This is a genomic window from Streptomyces sp. PsTaAH-137, assembly GCF_003259365.1.
GTDB lineage: Bacteria > Actinomycetota > Actinomycetes > Streptomycetales > Streptomycetaceae > Streptomyces.
In genome coordinates this window covers 339,940-358,434 of record NZ_QLLY01000009.1, presented here as the reverse complement: position 1 = coordinate 358,434, position 18,495 = coordinate 339,940, and the positions used below count along the sequence as shown (strand labels likewise).

Genomic DNA, 18,495 nt, shown 5'->3' with positions numbered 1-18,495 from the left:
GCGCACCGGGACCAGTCCAGCTCGCCGCGGGCTCCGAGTTCGTCGAGGACCAGGCGGTGGAGCTTGGCCCACACCCTGGCCTTCGACCACTCCGAGAACCGCCGGTGGGCGGTCGCTCCGGACGGGCCGAACGACGCCGAAGGCAGCTGCTGCCAGGTGCAACCCGACGTGGACACAAAGACGATCGCCGCCAACACTTCCCGGTCGCCGTGCCGACGCCGACCACCACCCTGCGGCCGCGACGGCGCCTCCGGCACCACCCGCTGGAACAACTCCCACAACTCGTCCGGCACCAGCCGCTCAACGATCCCTGCCACGACCGACAGCCTACCGACCCAACCAATTGAGATGACGTCTAAAGGCGACTTGCTATGAACCTCCGTACCATGGCTGCTCGTTCCGATGCCGCGATACACCACGTGTGGAGGCTTCCCCCAGCCGACGCCGCACGGGGGTACCGAGCACTCTGGTGGAGTATCGGCCCCACTGGGGAACTTGCGGTCATGCTGGCCCACCGCGGCTACCTTGCACGCAATCGCTACCCCAGGGGGTGGATCGGATGGGGGCTGGAAATCCCGTTCACCGCTGAATTGGTCACCGTCACCGGCCGCGAGGAACAGCGCGTCCTGGTGAGGGACATTCGGATGCGACCAACTCACCTGGCTCTGCTCCCGGATTCCCGGTTCCTGCTAGTGAGCAGCCGCGCGTTCCGGAACGAGGCCGAAGGCTCCTGGTCTGCCAATGCTGTGGTGTTCTCCCCGTCCGGGACACCTGAAGCCGAGTTCTGCGTGGGCGATGACATCCCCGCCCTGGTCACCGATGCCCAGGGCGGCATCTGGACGGCTTACGGCGATGAAGGCATCTACGGCGGCCATCACGAGGCGGCAGCGGGCCTCGCGGGCTGGGACTCCCCGCCGTTGGAAACGGAGTTGTCGTTGAACCTCCCCTCCCTCATCGCGGGCGCCGTGATTGCTCATGCGGGCGAAGCGTTGCTGATACAGCGTGCAGTTCCGGAGCGCGATCTGCTGTGGCAGTTCCCGGCGGGCAAGGTCGACCCGGGCGAAACCGTCCTGAAGGCCGCGGCCCGGGAGGCGCTGGAGGAGGCCGGTGTCGTCGTCGAACCGCTGTCAGTGATCGGTGAGCGCGTACATCCGGTGACGGCGCGGAGGGTCGTGTACGTCGCCTGCCGCTGGCTGTCCGGTGCGGCACGACCGGCGTCGCCGCGGGAGGTTGCCGCCGTCGCCTGGGTACCGTTCGTCGACCTCGACCGGTACATCCCGGGCGGGGTTTTTGAGCCGGTGCGGGACTACTTGACGGGACCGGCGCTGCCGTTTTGAGTGACGCGGCGGTGTCGGCGTTCGGCGATGGCGATGACGACGCCTGGAACGAAGGCGATGACGTCACACGCGTCAGCGACGCCCCAGGGCGCGTCCAGGGCGTCGGGAAGTCCACTCCAGAGGAAGAACCAGGCGAGAAGCAGCGGCAGCCAGTCGCGATAGATGGCGTATTTCACGGCTGCGTCGCGTGGTGCGCCGGGACGTGTGGCGTACCCGTAGATCGCGCAGGCGGAGAAGAAGACTCCCAGCCCGCTGGTGGCCCACGCCAGCCAATCCATGCCCGCCCCCTGTTGTGATCCGGGAAAGCCGGCATCAACCCTCGCCGACGGCATCACGACCGACATGTGACCGGTCGAGTTCCGGGCCCCACCGGCCCGACAGAGCCTCGGAGACGGGAACTTGTGCCAAGATCACAGGATGCTGCGACTCACCGATTTCATTATCGACTGCCCCGACACCATGAAGCTGGCTGCTTTCTACTCCGAGGTGACGGGGCGTCCGGTCAAGGAGGGCAGCTCCGAGGACTGGGCCGGCATCAAGTTCGGTGAGATCGAACTTGCCTTCATCCGGGTGGACGGCTACCGCGCTCCGCAGTGGCCGGACAGCGAGCACCCCAAGCAGTTCCACCTCGACTTCGAAGTGGACGACATCGAGTCGGAGGAGCGCCGGGTCCTCGGTCTCGGCGCGACTCTGAGGCAGGACTTCATCGGCCCCAACGGCTACGGCTGGCGGATCTACACCGACCCCTTCGGCCATCCCTTCTGCCTGTGCCGCAACAAGGGCGTCATCTGGACCGACCAGGGCCCGGTCTGGCCCGAGCGGGGCTAGGAGATACCTTTCGTTCCGCCTGCAAGTCGTCGCCGGCGTTCGTCGGGGAGTCCTCGTCCGCGTAGGGGATGACGTTGCCGCCCTGTGAGGCGGACGCTGCGACGGGTCAGGGCTCTTCCGGGCCGTCCTCGTCGACCTCGAACCACACCGTCTTGCCCTCCGGTTCGGGGCGGATGTTCCACCGCTGCGCCAGCAGGTCCAGGAGCAGCAGGCCGCGGCCGGACGAGGAGAGTTCCCCTGGGGCCCGGCGGTGCGGGACGTCGTCGCTGCGGTCGGTGACCTCCACGCGCAGTCGGCGCGCACCGCGGGCGCCGCTGATGTCGGCGCGCAGGGCGGCTGCGTACTCGGTGTGCACGAGGACGTTGCCGAGGAGTTCGGAGACCAGCAGCAGGACGGTGTCCACCTGTTCGGGGCGTGCCCAGTCGTGCAGGAGCCCCTGGAACTCGATACGGGCGTCGGCCAGGCCCTGTGCCTGGTCCTGTTCGAGGGTGAAGCGCAGGTGCCGCCCGGAGCGCACGGCCCGCGCGCCGGACGGGTCGCGGCGCAGGAGCAGCAGCGCGATGTCGTCCTCGGTGAACGAGGAGCCCGCGGGTCGCTCCCCCGATGCGGTGGCCGGGACGTTGACGACGGCGTTCATCAGCCGGTCGGCGAGGGCGTCCAGATCGTCCGGGCTGCCGGGGGCGAGGGCGTCGCGTACGCGCAGCCATCCCGAGTACATGTCGTGACCGCCGGACTCGATGAGGCCGTCGGTGCAGAGCATGAGGATCTCGTCGGCGCGCAGGGTGACGACACTGACCGGGTAGTCGTCCTCGCCGAGGTCGAGGCCGAGCGGCAGCCCCCCGCGTACGTGCTTGAGCAGGCTGGTGCCGTCCGGCAGGCGCAGCACCGGGTGCGGGTGTCCGGCGCGGGCGATGCGCAGGGTGCCGGTGGCGGGGTCGGCCTCCAGGTAGATGCAGGTGGCGAAGCGGCCCTCGCCGAGCGAGGCGAGAAAGCGGGAGGCGCGCACCAGGACGGCGTCGGGGCCGTGGCCCTCGGCAGCGTAGGCGTGGATCGCGGTGCGCAGTTGCGACATCAGGCCGGCGGCGTGCACGTCGTGGCCCTGGACGTCGCCGATGACCAGGCCCAGGCGGCCGTTGGGCAGGGTGATGCTGTCGAACCAGTCGCCGCCGACCATGAGGCCGCCGCCGGTGGGGACGTAGCGGGCGGCGAGGGTGAGGCCCTCGACGCCGGGGCCGATCCGGCTCATGCTGCTGCGCAGGCTCTGCGACAGGGCGCGGTCGGCCTGTCCGTCGTAGGTCTGCTCGATGCTCTGGCCCAGCAGGCGGGCCAGGGTCAGCAGGAAGGTGCCGCGTTCGTCGGTGAGCGGGACGGGGACCTCGAAGGCGGCCATCCACACGCCGGTGAGCTGCCCGTACGTGGTCAGCGGCAGGAACGCCCAGGCGCGGTGGCCGTCGCGGTCGGAGAGCTGCCAGCCCACGGGGAAACGCTCCTGGAACTCTTCGGGGGACGCGAGGAAGACCGGGCGGCCGGTGCGGGCGACCTGGGTGGCCGGGTGCACGGAGTCCAGGGGCAGACGCAGCGCGCGCTGGGTGTCGTCGCCGTCGTGCAGGCCGACGTTGCCGACGCAGTGCAGCACCTCGCGGTCGGCGCGGAAGACGGCCTGGGCGCCGAGTGGCAGTTGGGGGCCCGCGAGCTGGGCGACGAGGGTGAGGGCTTCCCCCAGTGAGGTGACCTGGGCGAGGGCGTGTCCGGTGACCAGCAGTTCCGCGGCACGGTTGCGGGGGCGAGGGGCGGGATCGGCGGGGGCCTCCCCGGAGGGGCCCGGCATCCGGTTGAGGGCCTGGAGCTGGCGCAGCTCGGCGTCGTCCGCGCCCGCGGTGCCGTCCTCGCGCCCTGCGCCCACCTTCGCCGCTCCTGCCCGTCCCGGTTCCCGTGCCGTCTCCCATGGTGCGCCGGGTGGCGACCGCGCGCCTGCGCACCTGAGGGGCGTACGTGCCGCTCGACGGTCACCTGCCGATGACCGCGCCTGCGCGTGACCAGCAGGTCTGAGGCGGAACCGTCCGGCTGGCGATGCTGGTGTGCGCGGGCCACCTGGGTGCCGGTCTGGGTAGGGCGACTCCGAAGATGAGTACGACGGCTCATGTCCGGTCGGCGTCGGTCGCCGACGATGACGATCAACGTTGTCAAGACCGGGAGCTTGCTCATGCTCAGCCGTATCGCGGACCTGTTGGTGCCCGCCGTGGGCCGCCTGTCGGTGACCGCAGACCCGGGTGCCGTGCTTGCGCCGGGCAGCATCATCGCGGCGAACCACACCTCTCTCGCGGATCCCGCCATCGTGGTCGCCGCCTTGCGCCGCCTCGGCTCTGAGCCGGTCGTCATGGCCGCAGCGGGGCTGTGGCGCGTCCCCCTGCTGGGACGCGCGCTCTCCCGCGAGGGACACATCCCCGTCGTCCGCGGCGATCGGCGTGCGGCGGCCGCGCTGGACGTAGCGGCCGATGCGCTGGAGCGCGGACGTCTGGTCCTCATCTACGCCGAAGGCGGGCTGCCCCGCCGCAAGGACGTCGCGGAAACGGCCCCAGGAGTGTTCCGCAGCGGCCTGGCCCGACTCGCCGAGCGCACGGGCGCGCCTGTGGTACCCGTCGGGCAGGCGGGCGCCCGCCGCGTCACCTCGGGAAGCAAGGTCAAGCAGCTTGCGGGACTCGTCACGGCGCCCGTGCGCCGGCCCGCTCTCCACGTTCATGTGGGCGCGCCGCTGACGCTGGCCGGTGGCCGCTCCGTTCAGACGGCGCGGGCCCGAGTCGCGGTGACCACTGCCTGGCGGACCGCGGCCGCCAACCTCGATGGGGCCGCCGCGCTCGCTGCGTAGTCCTACCGCTGGACCGGTCGCTCTGCCGCAGGTTGTCCTGCGCGGAGCACCGGCGACGGCGTTCCCTTCTCGACACGGAGGCAACCTTGACCATTTTCGACAGGGGCACGATGCCCCGGCTGACCCCGCCGGTCCACGGGCCGACATCATGAGCAGCAACGTACTGACCATGTACGGCGGGCCCAGGCGAGTCGACCGCGTGGGGCGGGAGAAGGTGGCGTGCATGGTCAGCTTCTCCGACGGTTCGGGGCCGGCGCCGTCGGTCGTGTACGTGGAGCGCGAACTGCCACCGGGAGGCGTCCCCGGGTATCTTGCGGGCCGGGGCACAGGGGCTCGTTCCTTCGCTCTGTGGGCCGACGATCAGCGCCGGGAGCGGGTGGCCACCGTGGTGACCCTGTCGGCCGGCGGCGGCGTCGCAAGGTTTCAGGTGCTCGGCGCGCGCGGCGAGGTCATCGCCACGCTCACGCGCGACAAGGCGCTCCGCGGCAGGGGGTTGCGCACCCGTTGGACCGTGCAACAGCCCGACGGCTCCGAAGCGGTCGGCTTCAAGGGCAGGATCGTCTGGTGGTGGATGTGGTGGCTCGCGCTGCCCCTGATGACTGTGGTCCTCGTGATCAGCGTCTTCGACAGCGTCCCCGGCAATGAGGGCGGCTTCGCACGCGCGCCCCGGCGCATCCGGTGGCGCGCGAACGGGCAGACGCCGCTGGAGTTCAGGTCCAAGGGCGACAAGCTGCACGTACACGCACCCGGCGTGGACTGGCGGCTCGGGGCCGCGCTCATCGCCCTCCTGCGCAGCTTCAACGCCGGCGCCTGGGACTCGGTGAAGAAGTGACCCGGCAGACGGCGCTCCGGCGGGGCGCCTGCCAGGACATCAGTGCCGGGTACCGGCGTCGGGCCGGCGTCCTGCTCTGGCTCGCGATCGCCCTAGCGGGCGTCATGGTGGTCGCGGCCTTGGCAAGCATCGCCTTCCTGGTGAAGGCGGACGCGGACGTGGATGCCGCCGCCTACGGCTACCTCGCGCTCTTCCTCTGGTTCGGGATCGCCGCCGCGACCCCGGTGCTGCTGGCGCTCGGCATTCCCGCGATCATCATGAGGAGGCGGGTACGGCACCAGGCACGGCTGGAGCGCGGTCTCCTGGGACAGACGCACCCGACGTCGACGGGGACGTACTGGTGAGCTACCAGCAAGGCAGAGCCCTGTGTCGTACGGGGCAGGTACGGTCCTCGCCTGCCGGCCGATTGCCTGAGCACCGATGCAATCGTCGAGGGGCAAGCTGTCCCGGACCATGCACGTTCATCCACCGGGCGAAGAGCGCCAGCAGCCTCCGAAGATGCGGTCAACCCGACTCCAAGACTTGTCACCGACCCGCGTGCCCGGCCCGGCGCGGACCATCCTGGTGACTGTCTATGAGGGGGGCAGGTCATGGATTCCACGCACAGCCGGGCGGCAGAGACAAACACGTTCGTCACACGTTCCGTCGAGGAAGCGAGCCACGTGCTCTCGGAGGTCTATTACGACCTCCGGCTCGAGGTGAGGGGAGCCGACGCACACGACTTCGTCACCCGGGTCAACATGGCCGACCTCGGTGCGCTGACCGTCGGCGACGTCAGTTTCGGGACCGAGATCAGGACGGGCTACTGCGAGCCGGGCTTCTACCACGTCTGCGTTCCGCTTCAGGGCGGCTTCGGCGTCCAGGAAGGCACCGCCGCGCCGGTGCACACCACCACGCGCAAGGCCGTGGTCTACGACCCGGCCCGGGACATCAGCGTCTACGACTGGTCGCCCGACTGTCGTGTCCTCGCCGTGAAGGTCGACAAGCTGGCGGTGCACCGCCAGCTGGAGACTCTGCTGGGCAAGCCGCTGGGGCGGCAGCCGCGCTTCAAACCGTACATGGACGTCACCGGGGGCCCCGGCCGCAGCTGGGCGAACCTGACCCGATGGTGCCTGCTGGACTGGGACATCCCGCACGGTCTGCTGCGACAGCCCCTCATCGCAGGCCGGCTGGAGCAGACTCTGCTCCAAGGACTGCTGCTGGCGACCGATCATTCCTACCGTGCCCAGTTGGAGGCCCCGCCGCCGCAGATGCGCCCGGCCGCGGTCAAGCGGGTGATGGACGTGGTGAGGGAACGCCCCGAAGTGGCGTACGACGCAGCCCGGCTCGCGGCCATGGGCCAGGTCAGCCTGCGGACTCTGCAAGAGGCGTTCCGCAAGCATGTGGGCATGTCCCCCATGGCATACGTCGCGGAGGTGCGCCTGCAACGCGTACGTATGCAGCTGCGGACCTCGCCGCCGGGCTCGGCCACCGTCACCGATATCGCCTACCAGTGGGGGTTCGCGCATCTGGGCCGGTTCGCTCTGCGCTATCGGGCCCGGTTCGGGGAGACCCCCTCCCAGACCCTGCGAACTCCCTGACCAGGACCAGAACCAGGCTCAGGACCAGGACGAGGACCGCCGCGCGCGCCGCCGCGACGAAGTCCCGTAACTGCTGCGGTGATCCCCGCAGGCATCCGTACGTCCAGCGCTTTCCGGATACTGCCGCGCAATCCGGAGCGTTGCCCGCTGCCGACGTGCCGTAGCTTGCAGTCGCCGAACGACGAACTCAGGCTTTCTGGGAGAACTTTGTGTACAGCGTCATATCCGCCGGGATCGAGGTGGCAGAGCGTGCAGACCAGCCGCCCAGTCCCTGAGCAAGCGAATCCCCTTGCTCAATTTGAGCGCCAGTTCGTCGTTTCCCTGGCAGAGGACGCGCAGCGCGAGCGGAGTCTTGAGCGCTTGATGGAGGCTGTTGAGATGGGTCACCGCTCGGGGAAGCCGGTCGTGGTCGACCTGTCCGAAGTGGAGCTCAGCGCGGAGATTCTCAATGCGCTCCTGCTGCCGGCACGAAGAGGCATGGACCTGCCCTGCCTTGCAGGGCCGCTGAGTTCAGCAACGCGCCGACGCTTGGAGGTGACGGGCACGCTCAGGCTGTTCAAGGTATTTCCGACGCTGCGCGACGCGATGGCCCACTGTGCTGACGCCGAGTGAGCTCTGCGACACCACCGGCCGACAGCCCGTCGTCTCACTTCGATGCCGGACGATGGCCCGGCTTCAGCATCTGCAGCGCCAGGACACCTCCCGCCGCCGCCCCTACCGCTCCCATGGCCAGGAAGCCGCGGGAAGAGCGCCAGGACAGCACCGACCAACGCGACTGCGCGGAGAGCAAGGACCCCGTGCTCAGCCACGACCCCGTCGAGATCAACGACAGGGCCGAGCCGATCGAGCCGGCGGACAGGGCGCTTCCGATCGAGGCGATGGACAGCGCCGATCCGACGGAGCCGACAGAGAGCACCGAGCCCACTGAGCCGATCGACAGCACTGAGTCCTGCGACCACAAGGACAGCACCGAACCCGAGCAGGGACGTTGAACCGACCGTACCGGCAGCTTTGACATGAGGTCATTCTGCGCGCTGAACCCTCGGCCCGCCTCTATTTCTCGGCAAGGGCCCGTCGGTACGAGGAGCAGCGCGGCCGTCTTCGTGAGCCTGGCAGAGCAGGGATCGTCCCCGTGGACAGCAAGTAGCGTTGCGGCATGACGTCGGCGCTGCCCCGCTTTCCTCCGTTTCCGATCCGTGGTGTGCGGGTGCTGCATCAGAAGCAGAACTGCGCGCCGCACTTCGCGGCGATAGAGGTGGATTTCGAGCCCGCGGCCGAGGGCTTCACCTTCGAAGTGGCGTTGGAAGCGCCCGTGGACTACGAGCCCAGCTCGGATTTGCCACGCTTCTTCGCGGCTGCCGCCGCGGGCATCGAGGAGCAGCTGAGCAGTCCCGAGCACGCGATGGTGGTCGCCACTCGGGTGGTGCTGCGGCGCGCGCGTGCCGACACGTTCGGCTCTCACGACCTGGCGTTCAGGATCGCGGGGTTCCTCGCCGCCCGCGACGCGTTGACGCGGGCGCAGTGAGCGCGTCCATGTGACGGGTCCAGGTCGCCCGGCAACCGAGGTTCCCGGGTTGCGAGGCGTGCACGCAGCGCTCGGCCTCTCGCGGGCCTTCTCCGGGACGGCTGTACGGATCCCACCAAGGTGCCGTCGAACCGTCGTCACCACGGGTCCGGGCGCCTGCCGCACGAACTCATCCGGTTGCGGCGCTGGTGCCTCGCGTCGCGGAATGGTGCACCGGCCTGTGCGGTTGGTTGATCCGTAGACGGTGCAGCCAGAGGGAGGCGGTTCCCAGCAGGCCGGCGAAGACGGCCGCGAGCAGAAGCGAAACCCACATCTGTCGGCTCCCGGGACTGGCCCAGCCGGTCCAGACCGCCGCGGCGGTCCACAGCAGGACACCCGCCATATAGAAGCCGCGGGTTCGGCGGAGTTGTCGTAGGGCCCGCAGGGACGTGAGAACTTCGGTCTTCGGTGCCATGCGGGCCCAGTACCCGACATTCCGCTTCTCACCGCGGAGTTGCGTGAAACCAGCCGACCGGGCAAGTCCTCGAACCACGGTCCGAACACGAAGCGCCCATGAGCGGCTACGACCGTTCAAGTACCGCCGCCCGTTCAGCGCGCGGCGTCGTCGCCGGCCTCAGGCAGTTGCGACAGGCCTTCCGACCAGTGATTGGTCCACCCGCAGCCACCACAGGCGTAGCGGCCGTTGACGCCCGCGATGCTCGTTCCGCATTTCTCGCACGCCCGCTCGGTGATCTGCTGCGCGGCGAGGAAGGAGGCGGCGGCCTCTGCCTGCGTGACGGCGTCTTTCTGAGGGGCGCTCATCTGCTGAAGTCGTCCGGTCCTTGTCGGGCGCCGCCACCACGGCACGGGCGCTGCGTCGGGTTCTCCCGCTGGTCTCCGTCACGGTAGAAGGTCCGGCACGGGTTCGGAAGAGCGCACGCAGCAGCGCCGGGCGCCGCCCGGCGTCGTTTCTCAGTTCGCCGGCGTGAAGTCGTGGCGCGGTGCCGTGCGCAGTGCGAACCAGGCGCGGGCCATCGTCCGGGAACGGTCGGTCAGGACGGTGAACGGGACGGGTTCGTGTCCCGTGTCGCGGACGGCCTGCGCGAGATAGTCGCGCAGTTGCCACACGTCCACGGGGTCGGCGTTCTCGATGTCGAGGGTGGTGGTGAGCCGGGCCGGCGTCCACTCCAGGTCGGCCGCGACCTGCTGGTCGGTGAGAGCGGTCAGGGTGAGGTTGTGCCTGAGTTCTTCGGCCGTGCGGCGGCGTTCTTCGGCGTTCAGGGACATGCGGTGCTCTCGTCGCGAGGTGGCTGGGTGGTTGGGTGGTGTCGGTCCGGGCGGAGCCGTCGCCGAGAGGGGCAGGCGCGGCGACGGCTCCGAGGGACAAGGTGTCCGGAACGGAAGGTCAGCGGATCTCGATGTCTCCCGTGCGGGACGGGATCGCGTCGAGTGCGGCCAGGGTCGCCTCGTCGAGCCGGATCGTGCCCGCGGCGACATTCGCCGCGAGGTGGTCGGGGTCGGCGGTGCCGGGGATGAGCAGGGTGTTGGGGGTGTGGTGGAGCAGCCAGGCGAGGGCGATCTGCGCGGGCGAGGCGTCCAGTCGTTCGGCGGCGGCGAGGACGGCGGGCTCGTCGGTCGCCTTCGGAAGACCCGGGAAGGCACTGCCGAGCGGGAAGTACGGCACCCAGGCGATGCCCTCGGCGCGGCACAGCTCCACCATGTCCTCGTCCTCGCGGGAGACGATGCTGTAGGCGTTCTGTACGCAGACGATGCCCGCCGGCAGCGAGCGGCGCAGGACGTCGAGCGTGGTGCTGCTGAGGCCGATCGCGCCGATCTTGCCTTCGTCGCGCAGGGCGGTCATGACGGCGAGCTGGTCGTCGAGGTCGACGTCCTGGTCGCCCTCCGCGCGCAGGCCGGGACCATGGTCGGCGCGGCGCAGGTTGACCACGGGGATCTGTTCGACGCCGAGGCTGGTGAGGTTGTCCTCGACACTGGCCCGCAGTTCCTCGGGGCGCTGGGCGAGGCGGAGGTGGATGGGACCGTCGTCGGGAGTGGCGCCGACCTTGCTGACGACGAGCACATCGTCCTCGGGGCGGATCGCCTCGCGGATCACGTCGTTGGAGAAGCCGTTGCCGTAGAACTGGGCGGTGTCGATGTGGTCGACGCCGAGTTCGACCGCGCGGCGCAGCACGCCGAGAGCCGACTTGCGGTCCTCGGCGAGCCTCGGCAGTTGCATGGCGCCGAAACCGACTCGGGAAACGGTGCGCCCGGCGAACTGTCCGGCACCTCCGGCGCGCGGGGCGCCGAAGGCCGTGGTCGCGGCACCCTCCGTGGAGCCGATCGTGGACTCGGAGGGGGAAGGAGTGGGAGAAGCCATGGGAGTCCTGTCCTCGTGAGATGATCGAGGTGAAACGGAGGAGCCTCCGTTAAATCAACCGTAGCATGAAACGGAGGAGCCTCCGCTTTGAGCGCACTCGAGCCGCCCCCGCACCCCTCTTCCGGGGATGACGCCGGGGATGACGCGTCCGGCGACGCCTCACCCGGGCAGGACTCCTCCGACGCCCGTACAGGCCGCCCCGCCGGCACGACGCGGGCGGGTCGCTCCGACGCGCGGCGCAACCGCGAGAAGCTGCTAGCGGCGGCCCGGTCCCTGTTCGGCGCCGCCTCCGAGGGCCCCGTCACTCTGGACGCCGTAGCGCGCGCCGCGGGGGTCGGTATCGGCACGCTCTACCGGCACTTCCCGACCCGGGAGGCGCTCGTCGAAGCGGTCTACGCGGCCGAGCTCGACGCCCTTGCCGCCGCCGCGCCCGAGCTGCTCGGCGACCTGTCCCCGGTCCCTGCGCTGCGGGCGTGGCTGGACCGCTACACCGCGTTCGCGGCAACCAAGCACGGCATGATCGACATGCTGCGCTCGGGTCCTGTCCCGACGTCCGTTCCGACCCGTCCGACCCGCGAGCGGATCACCGCGGCGGTCGGCGAGCTCCTCGCGGCCGGGGCCGGCAGCGGTTCCCTGCGCGCCGACGTCGACCCCGACGACGTGACGACCCTGCTCCTCGGCGTCTCGCTGGCCGCGGCGTCGGGCAGCTCACCCGAGCAGACCGGGCGCGCGCTCGACCTGATCGTCGACGCGTTGCGCCCCCGGACGGGTTAGGGGCACAGCGGCCGGCCCTCACCCTCGACGGGCGCTCCTCCTCCGTCCGGCCCGGACGGCGCCGAATGGCGGCCCTTCCCGGTCTGGAAGATCATGAGCCGGTCAGGCACTTGTGCTTCGCAGCAGGGGAAGGGCGCGGCCGTGTGGCAGTTCTTCGCGGACAATCCGTGGGTGACCGTCTTCGCCGTGATCACGGTGGGGGCGCTGCTCGGAATGGTCCGGTTCGGGCCGGTGAAGCTGGGCGCGGCGGGGGTGCTGTTCGTGGGGCTCTTCGTCGGTGCGCTCGATCCGGACATCGGCCCGGCCGTCCCTGCGGGCATCTCCGCCCTCGGACTCGCCCTGTACGTCTACACGGTCGGCCTCGAGTCGGGCCCGGCGTTCTTCCGCGAACTGCGCGGCCAGCTCGCGGTGATGGCGGGCGCGATCGTGGCCCTCGCCCTCACCGCGGTTGTCGTCGGACTCGTCGGCCATCAGGGCTTCGGGATCAGCGGTCCCTTCCTCGCCGGCGGTTACGCCGGCATCGGAACCACGACTCCCGGTCTCGCCGCGGCCCAGGCCGCCTCCGACGACCCTGCCCAGCCGGCGGTCGGCTATGCCATCGGCTACCCCTTGGCCGTGGTCATCACCATCGTCTTCGTCGCGGCGATCGCCGCCCGTCGCACATGGAAGGCCCGTCGCGATCCCGACTCCGGGCTCCCGTCGAAACTGGTCTACCGAACGGTGCAGGTGACCGGCTCCGCCCGCTGGGCCGAGGTACCGGGAGTCAACGGCGGACGCATCATGGCGACCGAATTCCGTCCCACGGGCGGCGAGACCGTCGTCGCCCACACCCTCGATGGGCTGGCGCCGGGCGACCAGGTCGTCCTGGTCGGCGGCAAGGACGATGTTGAAGCCGCCGCCGCGTATCTCGGCGTTCCCGCCGCCCACGATCTCCTTGAGGACCGTCACACGGTCGACTACCGCCGCATCCTGCTCACGGATCCTGCCCTCGCCGGCCACACCGTCGCCGAACTGGGCCTGGAGGAGCGCTACGGCGCCCTCGTCAGCCGGGTCCGGCGCGGCGACTTCGACATGCTGGCCCAGGACGATCTCGTCCTCCAACTCGACGACCGGCTCCGGGTGGTCATGCCCCGCGAGCACTCCGCCGCCGTCAGCACCTACCTCGGCGACACCGAGACCAAGGTCAGCGAGGTCAACGCCGTCAGCCTCGGCCTCGGCCTCGCCCTCGGCTTCCTCATCGGTATCCCCTCGCTGACCCTCGGCAGCACCACACTGGCCCTCGGCACCGGCGCCGGACCGCTCGTGATGGGCATGATCCTCGGCTGGCGCCGCCGCACCGGGCCCCTCGTATGGACGCTGCCCACCCGCGCCAATCTCACCCTGCGGCAGATCGGCCTGTTGCTCTTCCTCGCGGTCGTCGGCCTCACCTCCGGATACTCCTTCCGGCAGAACGCCTTCTCCCTCTTCGGGCTGAAACTCCTCGCGGTCCTCGCCATCGGCGCCGTCGTCAGCTACTCCCTGATGATCCTCATCGCCCGCCTCCTCGGCCAGAGCCGGGAGCGCACCATGGGGCTGCTGGCCGGTTACGTCGGCAATCCAGCGATCCTCGCCTACGCCAACGGCCGGGCCACCGACAGCCGCATCAACGCCGGATACTCCACCCTGTTCGCCCTCGCCATCCTCGTGAAGATCGTCTGCATCCAGCTCATCGTCGGCCTCTGACCCGGGACCTGTGCTCGACGATGAGCGAATGACCCGCACCAGAATCGCCGTCCTCGGCGGCGCCCTCGCCCTGGCCACCACCCTCACCGGCGTGGGCTGGTGCGGATACCAGCAGTGGACCGCCCCCTCTACGTCTCCGGAGGCGCTGACCACGTACGACCCTGACGATGCCCGCGAGGTCACCAGCATCGCCGACGACGTCTTCACCGCCACCGTCCTCAGCAGCGAGGCGCCCCGCCGAATCAACGAACTCGACTGGGCCATCTACCGGGTACGGGTGAGCGCACCCCACAAGGGCGCCCTGCACGGCACCCTCGATGTCGCCCTGCCGAGCGGCAGTACCGAACTCCCGAACGGGCACGCCTACGTGTTCGCCACCTTCACCTTCCACGACGCTCGCGACATCCACGGCCAAGTCACCGACACCACCCCACAACCCGCCACCCACCCGACCGTCCACATGTGGCACCAGGCTGCCGCACGCTAGAACGCCATTCCCGTCTGCGATGAGGGTCGTTGATCGCCTCAAGACGGATCCGCCGGCACGGAGCGCCCCAGCCTGACAACGTGCTCGACAATGACCGCATGGACGTCACTGAGCTGCTCGAATCGGCTTCCCTCCTCGTCCCGGAAGACGCCGCTACCGAGAACCAGATCTCAGTGCGAGACATCTGGGACCATCTCGCCCACGACGAATGGCAGATCGCGCTGACCCTGCTGGAGGAGCTCGGTGACGGGCCGCCGCAGCCCTTGGTGTTCTGGGAGCAGCTTGCCGAGGCCGCTGAGCAACTTCACTTCCCTCGGAGTGCGGCTTGGTGCCACTGGCGGTGTTCCGAGATCCGCAACGGCATGATCCGAGCGGACCTGACCCTCCGTCCCGCCACCGAGGCACGACGCAGGACGCCCATCTCCGCTCACGGTGTCCTGCGTCCCATGTGGGACATCGGGAACCTGTCGCCGAGCGGGGGTCCCGCGGTGAGCATCGCAGCGCTCTGGGTCGAGGACGTGCCCCTGCTGGAGCCCGGCGGCCGGGGCATCGTGCGCCTCGTTCCGCTCACTCCCGCTGACTGGACGCGTGTCGAGACCGGCCAGCACATCACCATGCACGAGGACCGGACCGTGGCCGGCACCGCGGTCGTGCTGGAGGTGAACCTCCCCAACTCCGCCACGGCCCCGATCTCACTGTCGAATCCGTAGAGTACGCTCTTCTTGAACACGTTCAATTCTGCGAGTTGAGCGAGTCGCCGGAGCAACGGACCTACGAGATCGGTGCGATGCGCATGAACCTTCTGGCCGAAGCCGACCCGTACGCCGTCCGGCGCGCCGGGCCTGCGGTGAAGACGTGGCACGGTGCGGTGGCGCGCTCCGCCATCGCCCTTGTGTGGTTCTACGAGGGCTTCTGGTGCAAGATCTGGCCGGGGCGGGCGGACCAGCGGGCCATCGTCGCCGATGTCCCCTTCCTTCCCGGCTGGGCGCTGACAGCGGCGCTGGTGGCCATCGGGCTCGCCGAGGTGGCGATCGGGGTCTGGGTGCTCACCGGGCGGTGGGCGCGCGGCGCCGCTGTGGTCCAGACGGTTCTCATCGTGGGGTTCAACGCCGGAGGGCTGCTCTTCAGCCCCGGGCAGATCGAGGAGCCAGGGCGGCTCCTCACGCAGAACCTGGCGTTCGTCGCCCTCATCTGGACGGTGACGTGGAACTCCGCCCGGGCGGTGGGCCGGTGAGCGGCACTCCCTGGGCACGGGGCCGGATCACCGGCGGAACCGGCGGGCCCCGTCTGCTGTTCGGGCGGATGTACGAGGACCACGGCATCGAGCTCGGCGTCCTGCCCGCGTCCGGCGCGCGGGTGCTGTGCATCGCCTCCGCGGGCGACACCGCCGCCGCACTGCACCGCGCCGGCCACGATGTGACGGCCGTGGACCTCAATCCCGTACAACTCGCCTACGCGCGAACCCGACTCGGCGGAGGCGAGACCGTGGAGGGCTCCGCCGAGCGGCTGATGCGGTGGGGGCGCGGCGCGGCCGGGGACCTGCTTCCGGCCTGGCGCGAGCCCGCCCTGCACGCTTTCCTGACCCTCGACGATCCGGCGGAACAGGTACGGCGCTGGCGCGCGGATCTGGACACCCCTGGGCTGCGTCGCCTGATGCGGCTCGCGCTGCGGCCGAGCGGGGCGCTCGCGGTGACGGTGCGTCCGTCGTTCGCCGCGGTGGTCCCGCCCCGTTTCGACGCCGTGCTCCGGCGGCGTCTGGAGCGGACCGTCACCGGCCACCCCAACGCCCGGAATCCCTGGCTGTGGCGACTGCTGGCCGGTGCCGAACTCCCGGACTCCGGACCGCTGTTGGCGCCGGATGTCCGCCTCGTCGAGGGCGATGTCGTGGATGTCATGGAGCGGGCGCCCCGCGGCAGCTTCGACGGCGTGACGCTCTCCAACGTGCTCGACGGGCCGGGCCCCGCCTTCGCCCGCCGCCTGCGCACCGCCGTGCGGCACGCCGTGCGCCCCGGCGGCGTCGTCGTCCTGCGCAGCTTTCGCGAACCCGGGCCGGCCGGCGCGGGCTGGGCGGCCCGGGACCGTTCCGCGTTGTGGGGTGTCGTCCGCGTCGTCCGCCTGGGCGCGGACCCGGCCGGAACCGAGGACCGGAGGATCGAACCGTGCGCCACCTGATACAGCGTCACCCCATGGCGATGCGGACGCACTTCGCGCACTCGCTCGTCCTGACGTACGCCCTGCCCGCCGAGATGCTGCGTCCGCTCGTGCCGCCCGCCCTGGAACTCGACACCTACCGCGCGGGACCGCACGAGCCGCTGTACGGCTTCGTCGCCGCCGCGCTCGTCGACACGCGGGCCCTGCGGCCGGCCGCTCTGCCCGCCCGGTTCGGCCGCGACTTCCTGCTGACCGGCTACCGCGTCTTCACCCGCTTCCCGACCCCCGGCGGGCGGACCATGCGCGGACTGCGCATCCTGCGCAGCGACACCGACACCCGTCTCATGCGGTTCGGCGGCAACCTGTTCACCCGGTACAACTACCGGCTCGCGCGCATCGCTTCAGACGTCACGGACGGCACCCTGGAGTTCCGGGTCGACAGCGCCGACGGGCACGCCGATCTCACGGTCCGCGCCGACCTGCGCGGCGGCCCGGCGCCCCTGCCGCCGCAGAGCCCGTTCGCGGACGAACACGCCGCCCGCCGCTTCGCCGGACCGCTCCCCTACACCTTCGAGTGGGAACCGCAGACCCGCTCCGTGATCGTCGTGAAGGCGTTCCGCACCCAGTGGGACCCGCGGCCCGTCCGCGTGGACGTCGACCGGCTGACCTTCTTCGACCACGGTCCGCTCGCCCGCACCCGGCCCGTCCTGGCCAACGCGTTCCACGTCGCCCATGTCGACTACGGCTGGGAACGCGGCGTGCGCCGCGGCGAGAACGGCGGTGCGAGATGACCGCGCGACACTCCGGCGTCCGCGACGTCGTCGCCTACAACTGGCCGCAGTACGCGGCCGGGCTCACCGTGGCCGCAGCCGCGGCCGCCGTCGCCCGCCGTCTGCCCCGCCCCCTGCGCAGCCTCGCCCGGACCGGATCCGCCGCGGCCCTCGCGCTCCTCGGCACCGCCACCGCGGCGAGCTGGTACGTCTACGACCGCTCCGAGCTGTACGACTACGACTGGCTGGCGGCGCTTCTGCCCACCGTCCCGTCCGCCTACGTCGTCGTGAGCACCGGCCTCGACGAGGTGAGCGCTCCGCTCGCCGCACGCTGGCCCACCGCGCGGCGCACCGCCATCGACCTGTACGACCCGGCCCTGACCGACGAGGGCTCCATCCGCCGCGCCCGGCGCCGCGTCCCGCCACCCGCCCATGCCGTGCCCGGCCGCCACGACGCGCTTCCGGCCCCCTCCGCCGACGCCGACGCCGTCCTGCTGGTCTTCGCCGCACACGAACTGCGTCGCGCCCGGGACCGGGAACACCTCTTCGCGGAATGCACCCGCCTCCTGCGGCCGGGCGGCACGCTCCTCCTCGCCGAACACCTCAGGGACATACCCAACACAGCCGCCTTCGGTCCCGGCGCCTGGCACTTCCTGCCCCGCGCGGAATGGCTGCGGCTCGCCGCCCACGCCGGACTGCGGCACCGGGCCGAACGCCGCGTCGCCCACCTGATCACGGCGTTCGCCTTCACGAAGGACCGGCCGTGACCCAGCTGCTCACCCTCCCGGGCCAGTTGCGCCTCGTCGGCCTCGCCCTGATCGTCATGGGGCTGGTGCACGCCGTACTGCCCCTCGTGCTCGACTGGCCCGGCGACCTTCGCGCCAGCAGCCTGCTGACCCGTCAGGTCTCCTACGCGCACCTGTTCTTCATCGGCCTGACCTGCACTCTGCTCGGCGTCCTCCCGCTCGCCTTCGCCCCGGACCTGCTCACCGGCGCTCCCCTCCCGACATTCCTGCTCTGTGCCCAGACCCTGTTCTGGGGCCTGCGCTGGATCATGGAGTTCGTGTACTTCTCCCCGCGCCTCTGGCGCGGCGATCGCCTGCGCACCGCGGGCCATGCGGCGCTGGCGGTGCTGTGGACGTGGGTGACAGGTGTGTTCGTGGTGGCGACGGCGCGGGCCCTGGGATGACCGTGCGCTCCAGGTGGACCGCCGTGCTCGTCGGCCCGGCGACCGTACTCCTGGGGTGCCGCCCGGTGACCGGCCGGT

Annotated in this window: 24 protein-coding genes; 17 read left to right on the top strand and 7 right to left on the bottom strand. The window is 70.6% G+C overall.

The window, feature by feature from the left end; translation table 11 throughout:
• Positions 1-326: transposase (locus tag K377_RS22225; protein ID WP_146614752.1), on the bottom strand; the 326-nt coding region annotated here is incomplete at its 3' end.
• A gap of 177 nt (positions 327-503) precedes the next feature.
• On the opposite strand from K377_RS22225, the gene K377_RS42360 reads away from it, so the two are divergent.
• A complete protein-coding gene (locus K377_RS42360) occupies positions 504-1,337 on the top strand; it encodes an NUDIX domain-containing protein (protein ID WP_237551371.1) in 834 nt (277 codons plus the stop codon).
• Here K377_RS42360 and K377_RS22215 read toward each other — a convergent pair.
• Positions 1,307-1,681 carry a hypothetical protein gene (locus K377_RS22215; protein WP_146614751.1) on the bottom strand — a complete coding sequence of 125 codons (375 nt, stop codon included), beginning with the start codon at positions 1,679-1,681 and terminating at the stop codon, positions 1,307-1,309. The two genes, K377_RS42360 and K377_RS22215, sit on opposite strands and share 31 nt — an antisense overlap.
• A 73-nt stretch (positions 1,682-1,754) precedes the next feature.
• On the opposite strand from K377_RS22215, the gene K377_RS22210 reads away from it, so the two are divergent.
• Entirely contained in the window at positions 1,755-2,165 is a 411-nt protein-coding gene (locus tag K377_RS22210) for a VOC family protein (RefSeq protein WP_111665196.1), read from the top strand.
• A 106-nt stretch (positions 2,166-2,271) separates the two neighbouring features.
• On the opposite strand, the gene K377_RS22205 is transcribed toward K377_RS22210, so the two are convergent.
• Positions 2,272-4,068 (bottom strand): SpoIIE family protein phosphatase, encoded by a 1,797-nt coding sequence (locus tag K377_RS22205; RefSeq protein ID WP_258395099.1) that lies wholly within the window; start codon positions 4,066-4,068, stop codon positions 2,272-2,274.
• Between the two features lie 300 nt (positions 4,069-4,368).
• Between K377_RS22205 and K377_RS22200 the strand changes: the two genes are divergently transcribed.
• From K377_RS22200 to K377_RS22180, 5 genes are all read left to right on the top strand, one after another.
• The gene (locus K377_RS22200; RefSeq protein ID WP_111665230.1) at positions 4,369-5,031 is read left to right on the top strand and encodes a lysophospholipid acyltransferase family protein; all 663 of its coding nucleotides are present in this window, start codon (positions 4,369-4,371) and stop codon (positions 5,029-5,031) included.
• A 148-nt stretch (positions 5,032-5,179) separates the two neighbouring features.
• Positions 5,180-5,863 carry a hypothetical protein gene (locus tag K377_RS22195; RefSeq protein ID WP_237551370.1) on the top strand — a complete coding sequence of 228 codons (684 nt, stop codon included), beginning with the start codon at positions 5,180-5,182 and terminating at the stop codon, positions 5,861-5,863.
• Positions 5,860-6,207: a hypothetical protein gene (locus tag K377_RS22190; protein ID WP_258395098.1), complete on the top strand. Its 348-nt coding sequence runs from the start codon at positions 5,860-5,862 to the stop codon at positions 6,205-6,207. Before K377_RS22195 ends, K377_RS22190 begins: the two co-directional genes overlap by 4 nt.
• 246 nt (positions 6,208-6,453) lie before the next feature.
• Positions 6,454-7,443 carry an AraC family transcriptional regulator gene (locus K377_RS22185; protein ID WP_111665195.1) on the top strand — a complete coding sequence of 330 codons (990 nt, stop codon included), beginning with the start codon at positions 6,454-6,456 and terminating at the stop codon, positions 7,441-7,443.
• Between the two features lie 249 nt (positions 7,444-7,692).
• A complete protein-coding gene (locus K377_RS22180; RefSeq protein WP_111665194.1) occupies positions 7,693-8,055 on the top strand; it encodes a hypothetical protein in 363 nt (120 codons plus the stop codon).
• A 34-nt stretch (positions 8,056-8,089) separates the two neighbouring features.
• Here K377_RS22180 and K377_RS42355 read toward each other — a convergent pair whose 3' ends face one another.
• Positions 8,090-8,461 (bottom strand): hypothetical protein, encoded by a 372-nt coding sequence (locus K377_RS42355; RefSeq protein ID WP_111665193.1) that lies wholly within the window; start codon positions 8,459-8,461, stop codon positions 8,090-8,092.
• Between the two features lie 138 nt (positions 8,462-8,599).
• Between K377_RS42355 and K377_RS22170 the strand changes: the two genes are divergently transcribed.
• On the top strand, positions 8,600-8,968 hold the full coding sequence (locus K377_RS22170) for a hypothetical protein (protein WP_111665192.1): 369 nt from the start codon (positions 8,600-8,602) through the stop codon (positions 8,966-8,968).
• A gap of 588 nt (positions 8,969-9,556) precedes the next feature.
• Here the strand turns inward: K377_RS22170 and K377_RS22160 are convergent.
• The 3 genes from K377_RS22160 to K377_RS22150 form a co-directional block, all read right to left on the bottom strand.
• Positions 9,557-9,769: a hypothetical protein gene (locus K377_RS22160; protein ID WP_111665190.1), complete on the bottom strand. Its 213-nt coding sequence runs from the start codon at positions 9,767-9,769 to the stop codon at positions 9,557-9,559.
• Between the two features lie 150 nt (positions 9,770-9,919).
• Positions 9,920-10,234: a DUF2316 family protein gene (locus K377_RS41720; protein WP_161195002.1), complete on the bottom strand. Its 315-nt coding sequence runs from the start codon at positions 10,232-10,234 to the stop codon at positions 9,920-9,922.
• A 118-nt stretch (positions 10,235-10,352) separates the two neighbouring features.
• Entirely contained in the window at positions 10,353-11,324 is a 972-nt protein-coding gene (locus K377_RS22150) for an aldo/keto reductase (RefSeq protein WP_111665188.1), read from the bottom strand.
• Between the two features lie 87 nt (positions 11,325-11,411).
• Between K377_RS22150 and K377_RS22145 the strand changes: the two genes are divergently transcribed.
• The 9 genes from K377_RS22145 (at position 11,412) to K377_RS22105 (ending at position 18,417) form a co-directional block, all read left to right on the top strand.
• Positions 11,412-12,098, top strand: a complete 687-nt coding sequence (locus tag K377_RS22145) for a TetR/AcrR family transcriptional regulator (RefSeq protein ID WP_111665187.1) — start codon at positions 11,412-11,414, stop codon at positions 12,096-12,098.
• Between the two features lie 171 nt (positions 12,099-12,269).
• Positions 12,270-13,820, top strand: coding sequence for an aspartate:alanine exchanger family transporter (locus K377_RS22140; RefSeq protein WP_258395097.1), 1,551 nt, complete (start codon positions 12,270-12,272; stop codon positions 13,818-13,820).
• 28 nt (positions 13,821-13,848) lie between these two features.
• Positions 13,849-14,307 carry a hypothetical protein gene (locus K377_RS22135; protein ID WP_111665185.1) on the top strand — a complete coding sequence of 153 codons (459 nt, stop codon included), beginning with the start codon at positions 13,849-13,851 and terminating at the stop codon, positions 14,305-14,307.
• Between the two features lie 98 nt (positions 14,308-14,405).
• A complete protein-coding gene (locus tag K377_RS22130; RefSeq protein ID WP_111665227.1) occupies positions 14,406-15,017 on the top strand; it encodes a hypothetical protein in 612 nt (203 codons plus the stop codon).
• A 35-nt stretch (positions 15,018-15,052) separates the two neighbouring features.
• A complete protein-coding gene (locus K377_RS22125; RefSeq protein ID WP_202454716.1) occupies positions 15,053-15,541 on the top strand; it encodes a DoxX-like family protein in 489 nt (162 codons plus the stop codon).
• Positions 15,538-16,479: a DUF3419 domain-containing protein gene (locus K377_RS22120; RefSeq protein ID WP_111665225.1), complete on the top strand. Its 942-nt coding sequence runs from the start codon at positions 15,538-15,540 to the stop codon at positions 16,477-16,479. Before K377_RS22125 ends, K377_RS22120 begins: the two co-directional genes overlap by 4 nt.
• The gene (locus K377_RS22115; RefSeq protein WP_202454715.1) at positions 16,467-17,249 is read left to right on the top strand and encodes a DUF2071 domain-containing protein; all 783 of its coding nucleotides are present in this window, start codon (positions 16,467-16,469) and stop codon (positions 17,247-17,249) included. The genes K377_RS22120 and K377_RS22115 overlap by 13 nt, the downstream gene beginning before the upstream one ends.
• Complete coding sequence (locus K377_RS22110) at positions 17,246-17,995, top strand: class I SAM-dependent methyltransferase (RefSeq protein WP_111665184.1); 750 nt, start codon at positions 17,246-17,248, stop codon at positions 17,993-17,995. Before K377_RS22115 ends, K377_RS22110 begins: the two co-directional genes overlap by 4 nt.
• Positions 17,992-18,417 carry a hypothetical protein gene (locus tag K377_RS22105; RefSeq protein WP_111665183.1) on the top strand — a complete coding sequence of 142 codons (426 nt, stop codon included), beginning with the start codon at positions 17,992-17,994 and terminating at the stop codon, positions 18,415-18,417. Before K377_RS22110 ends, K377_RS22105 begins: the two co-directional genes overlap by 4 nt.
• The last annotated feature ends 78 nt before the right edge of the window (positions 18,418-18,495 follow it).

Coding starts and splice junctions, on each gene's coding strand:
- K377_RS22160 (WP_111665190.1), bottom strand. CDS start 9,769: ATGAGCGCCCCTCAGAAAGACGCCGTCACGCAGGCAGAGGCCGCCGCC.
- K377_RS22170 (WP_111665192.1), top strand. CDS start 8,600: ATGACGTCGGCGCTGCCCCGCTTTCCTCCGTTTCCGATCCGTGGTGTG.
- K377_RS22215 (WP_146614751.1), bottom strand. CDS start 1,681: ATGTCGGTCGTGATGCCGTCGGCGAGGGTTGATGCCGGCTTTCCCGGA.
- K377_RS41720 (WP_161195002.1), bottom strand. CDS start 10,234: ATGTCCCTGAACGCCGAAGAACGCCGCCGCACGGCCGAAGAACTCAGG.
- K377_RS42355 (WP_111665193.1), bottom strand. CDS start 8,461: ATGTCAAAGCTGCCGGTACGGTCGGTTCAACGTCCCTGCTCGGGTTCG.
- K377_RS42360 (WP_237551371.1), top strand. CDS start 504: ATGCTGGCCCACCGCGGCTACCTTGCACGCAATCGCTACCCCAGGGGG.
- K377_RS22130 (WP_111665227.1), top strand. CDS start 14,406: ATGGACGTCACTGAGCTGCTCGAATCGGCTTCCCTCCTCGTCCCGGAA.
- K377_RS22195 (WP_237551370.1), top strand. CDS start 5,180: ATGAGCAGCAACGTACTGACCATGTACGGCGGGCCCAGGCGAGTCGAC.
- K377_RS22150 (WP_111665188.1), bottom strand. CDS start 11,324: ATGGCTTCTCCCACTCCTTCCCCCTCCGAGTCCACGATCGGCTCCACG.
- K377_RS22135 (WP_111665185.1), top strand. CDS start 13,849: ATGACCCGCACCAGAATCGCCGTCCTCGGCGGCGCCCTCGCCCTGGCC.
- K377_RS22185 (WP_111665195.1), top strand. CDS start 6,454: ATGGATTCCACGCACAGCCGGGCGGCAGAGACAAACACGTTCGTCACA.
- K377_RS22110 (WP_111665184.1), top strand. CDS start 17,246: ATGACCGCGCGACACTCCGGCGTCCGCGACGTCGTCGCCTACAACTGG.
- K377_RS22200 (WP_111665230.1), top strand. CDS start 4,369: ATGCTCAGCCGTATCGCGGACCTGTTGGTGCCCGCCGTGGGCCGCCTG.
- K377_RS22210 (WP_111665196.1), top strand. CDS start 1,755: ATGCTGCGACTCACCGATTTCATTATCGACTGCCCCGACACCATGAAG.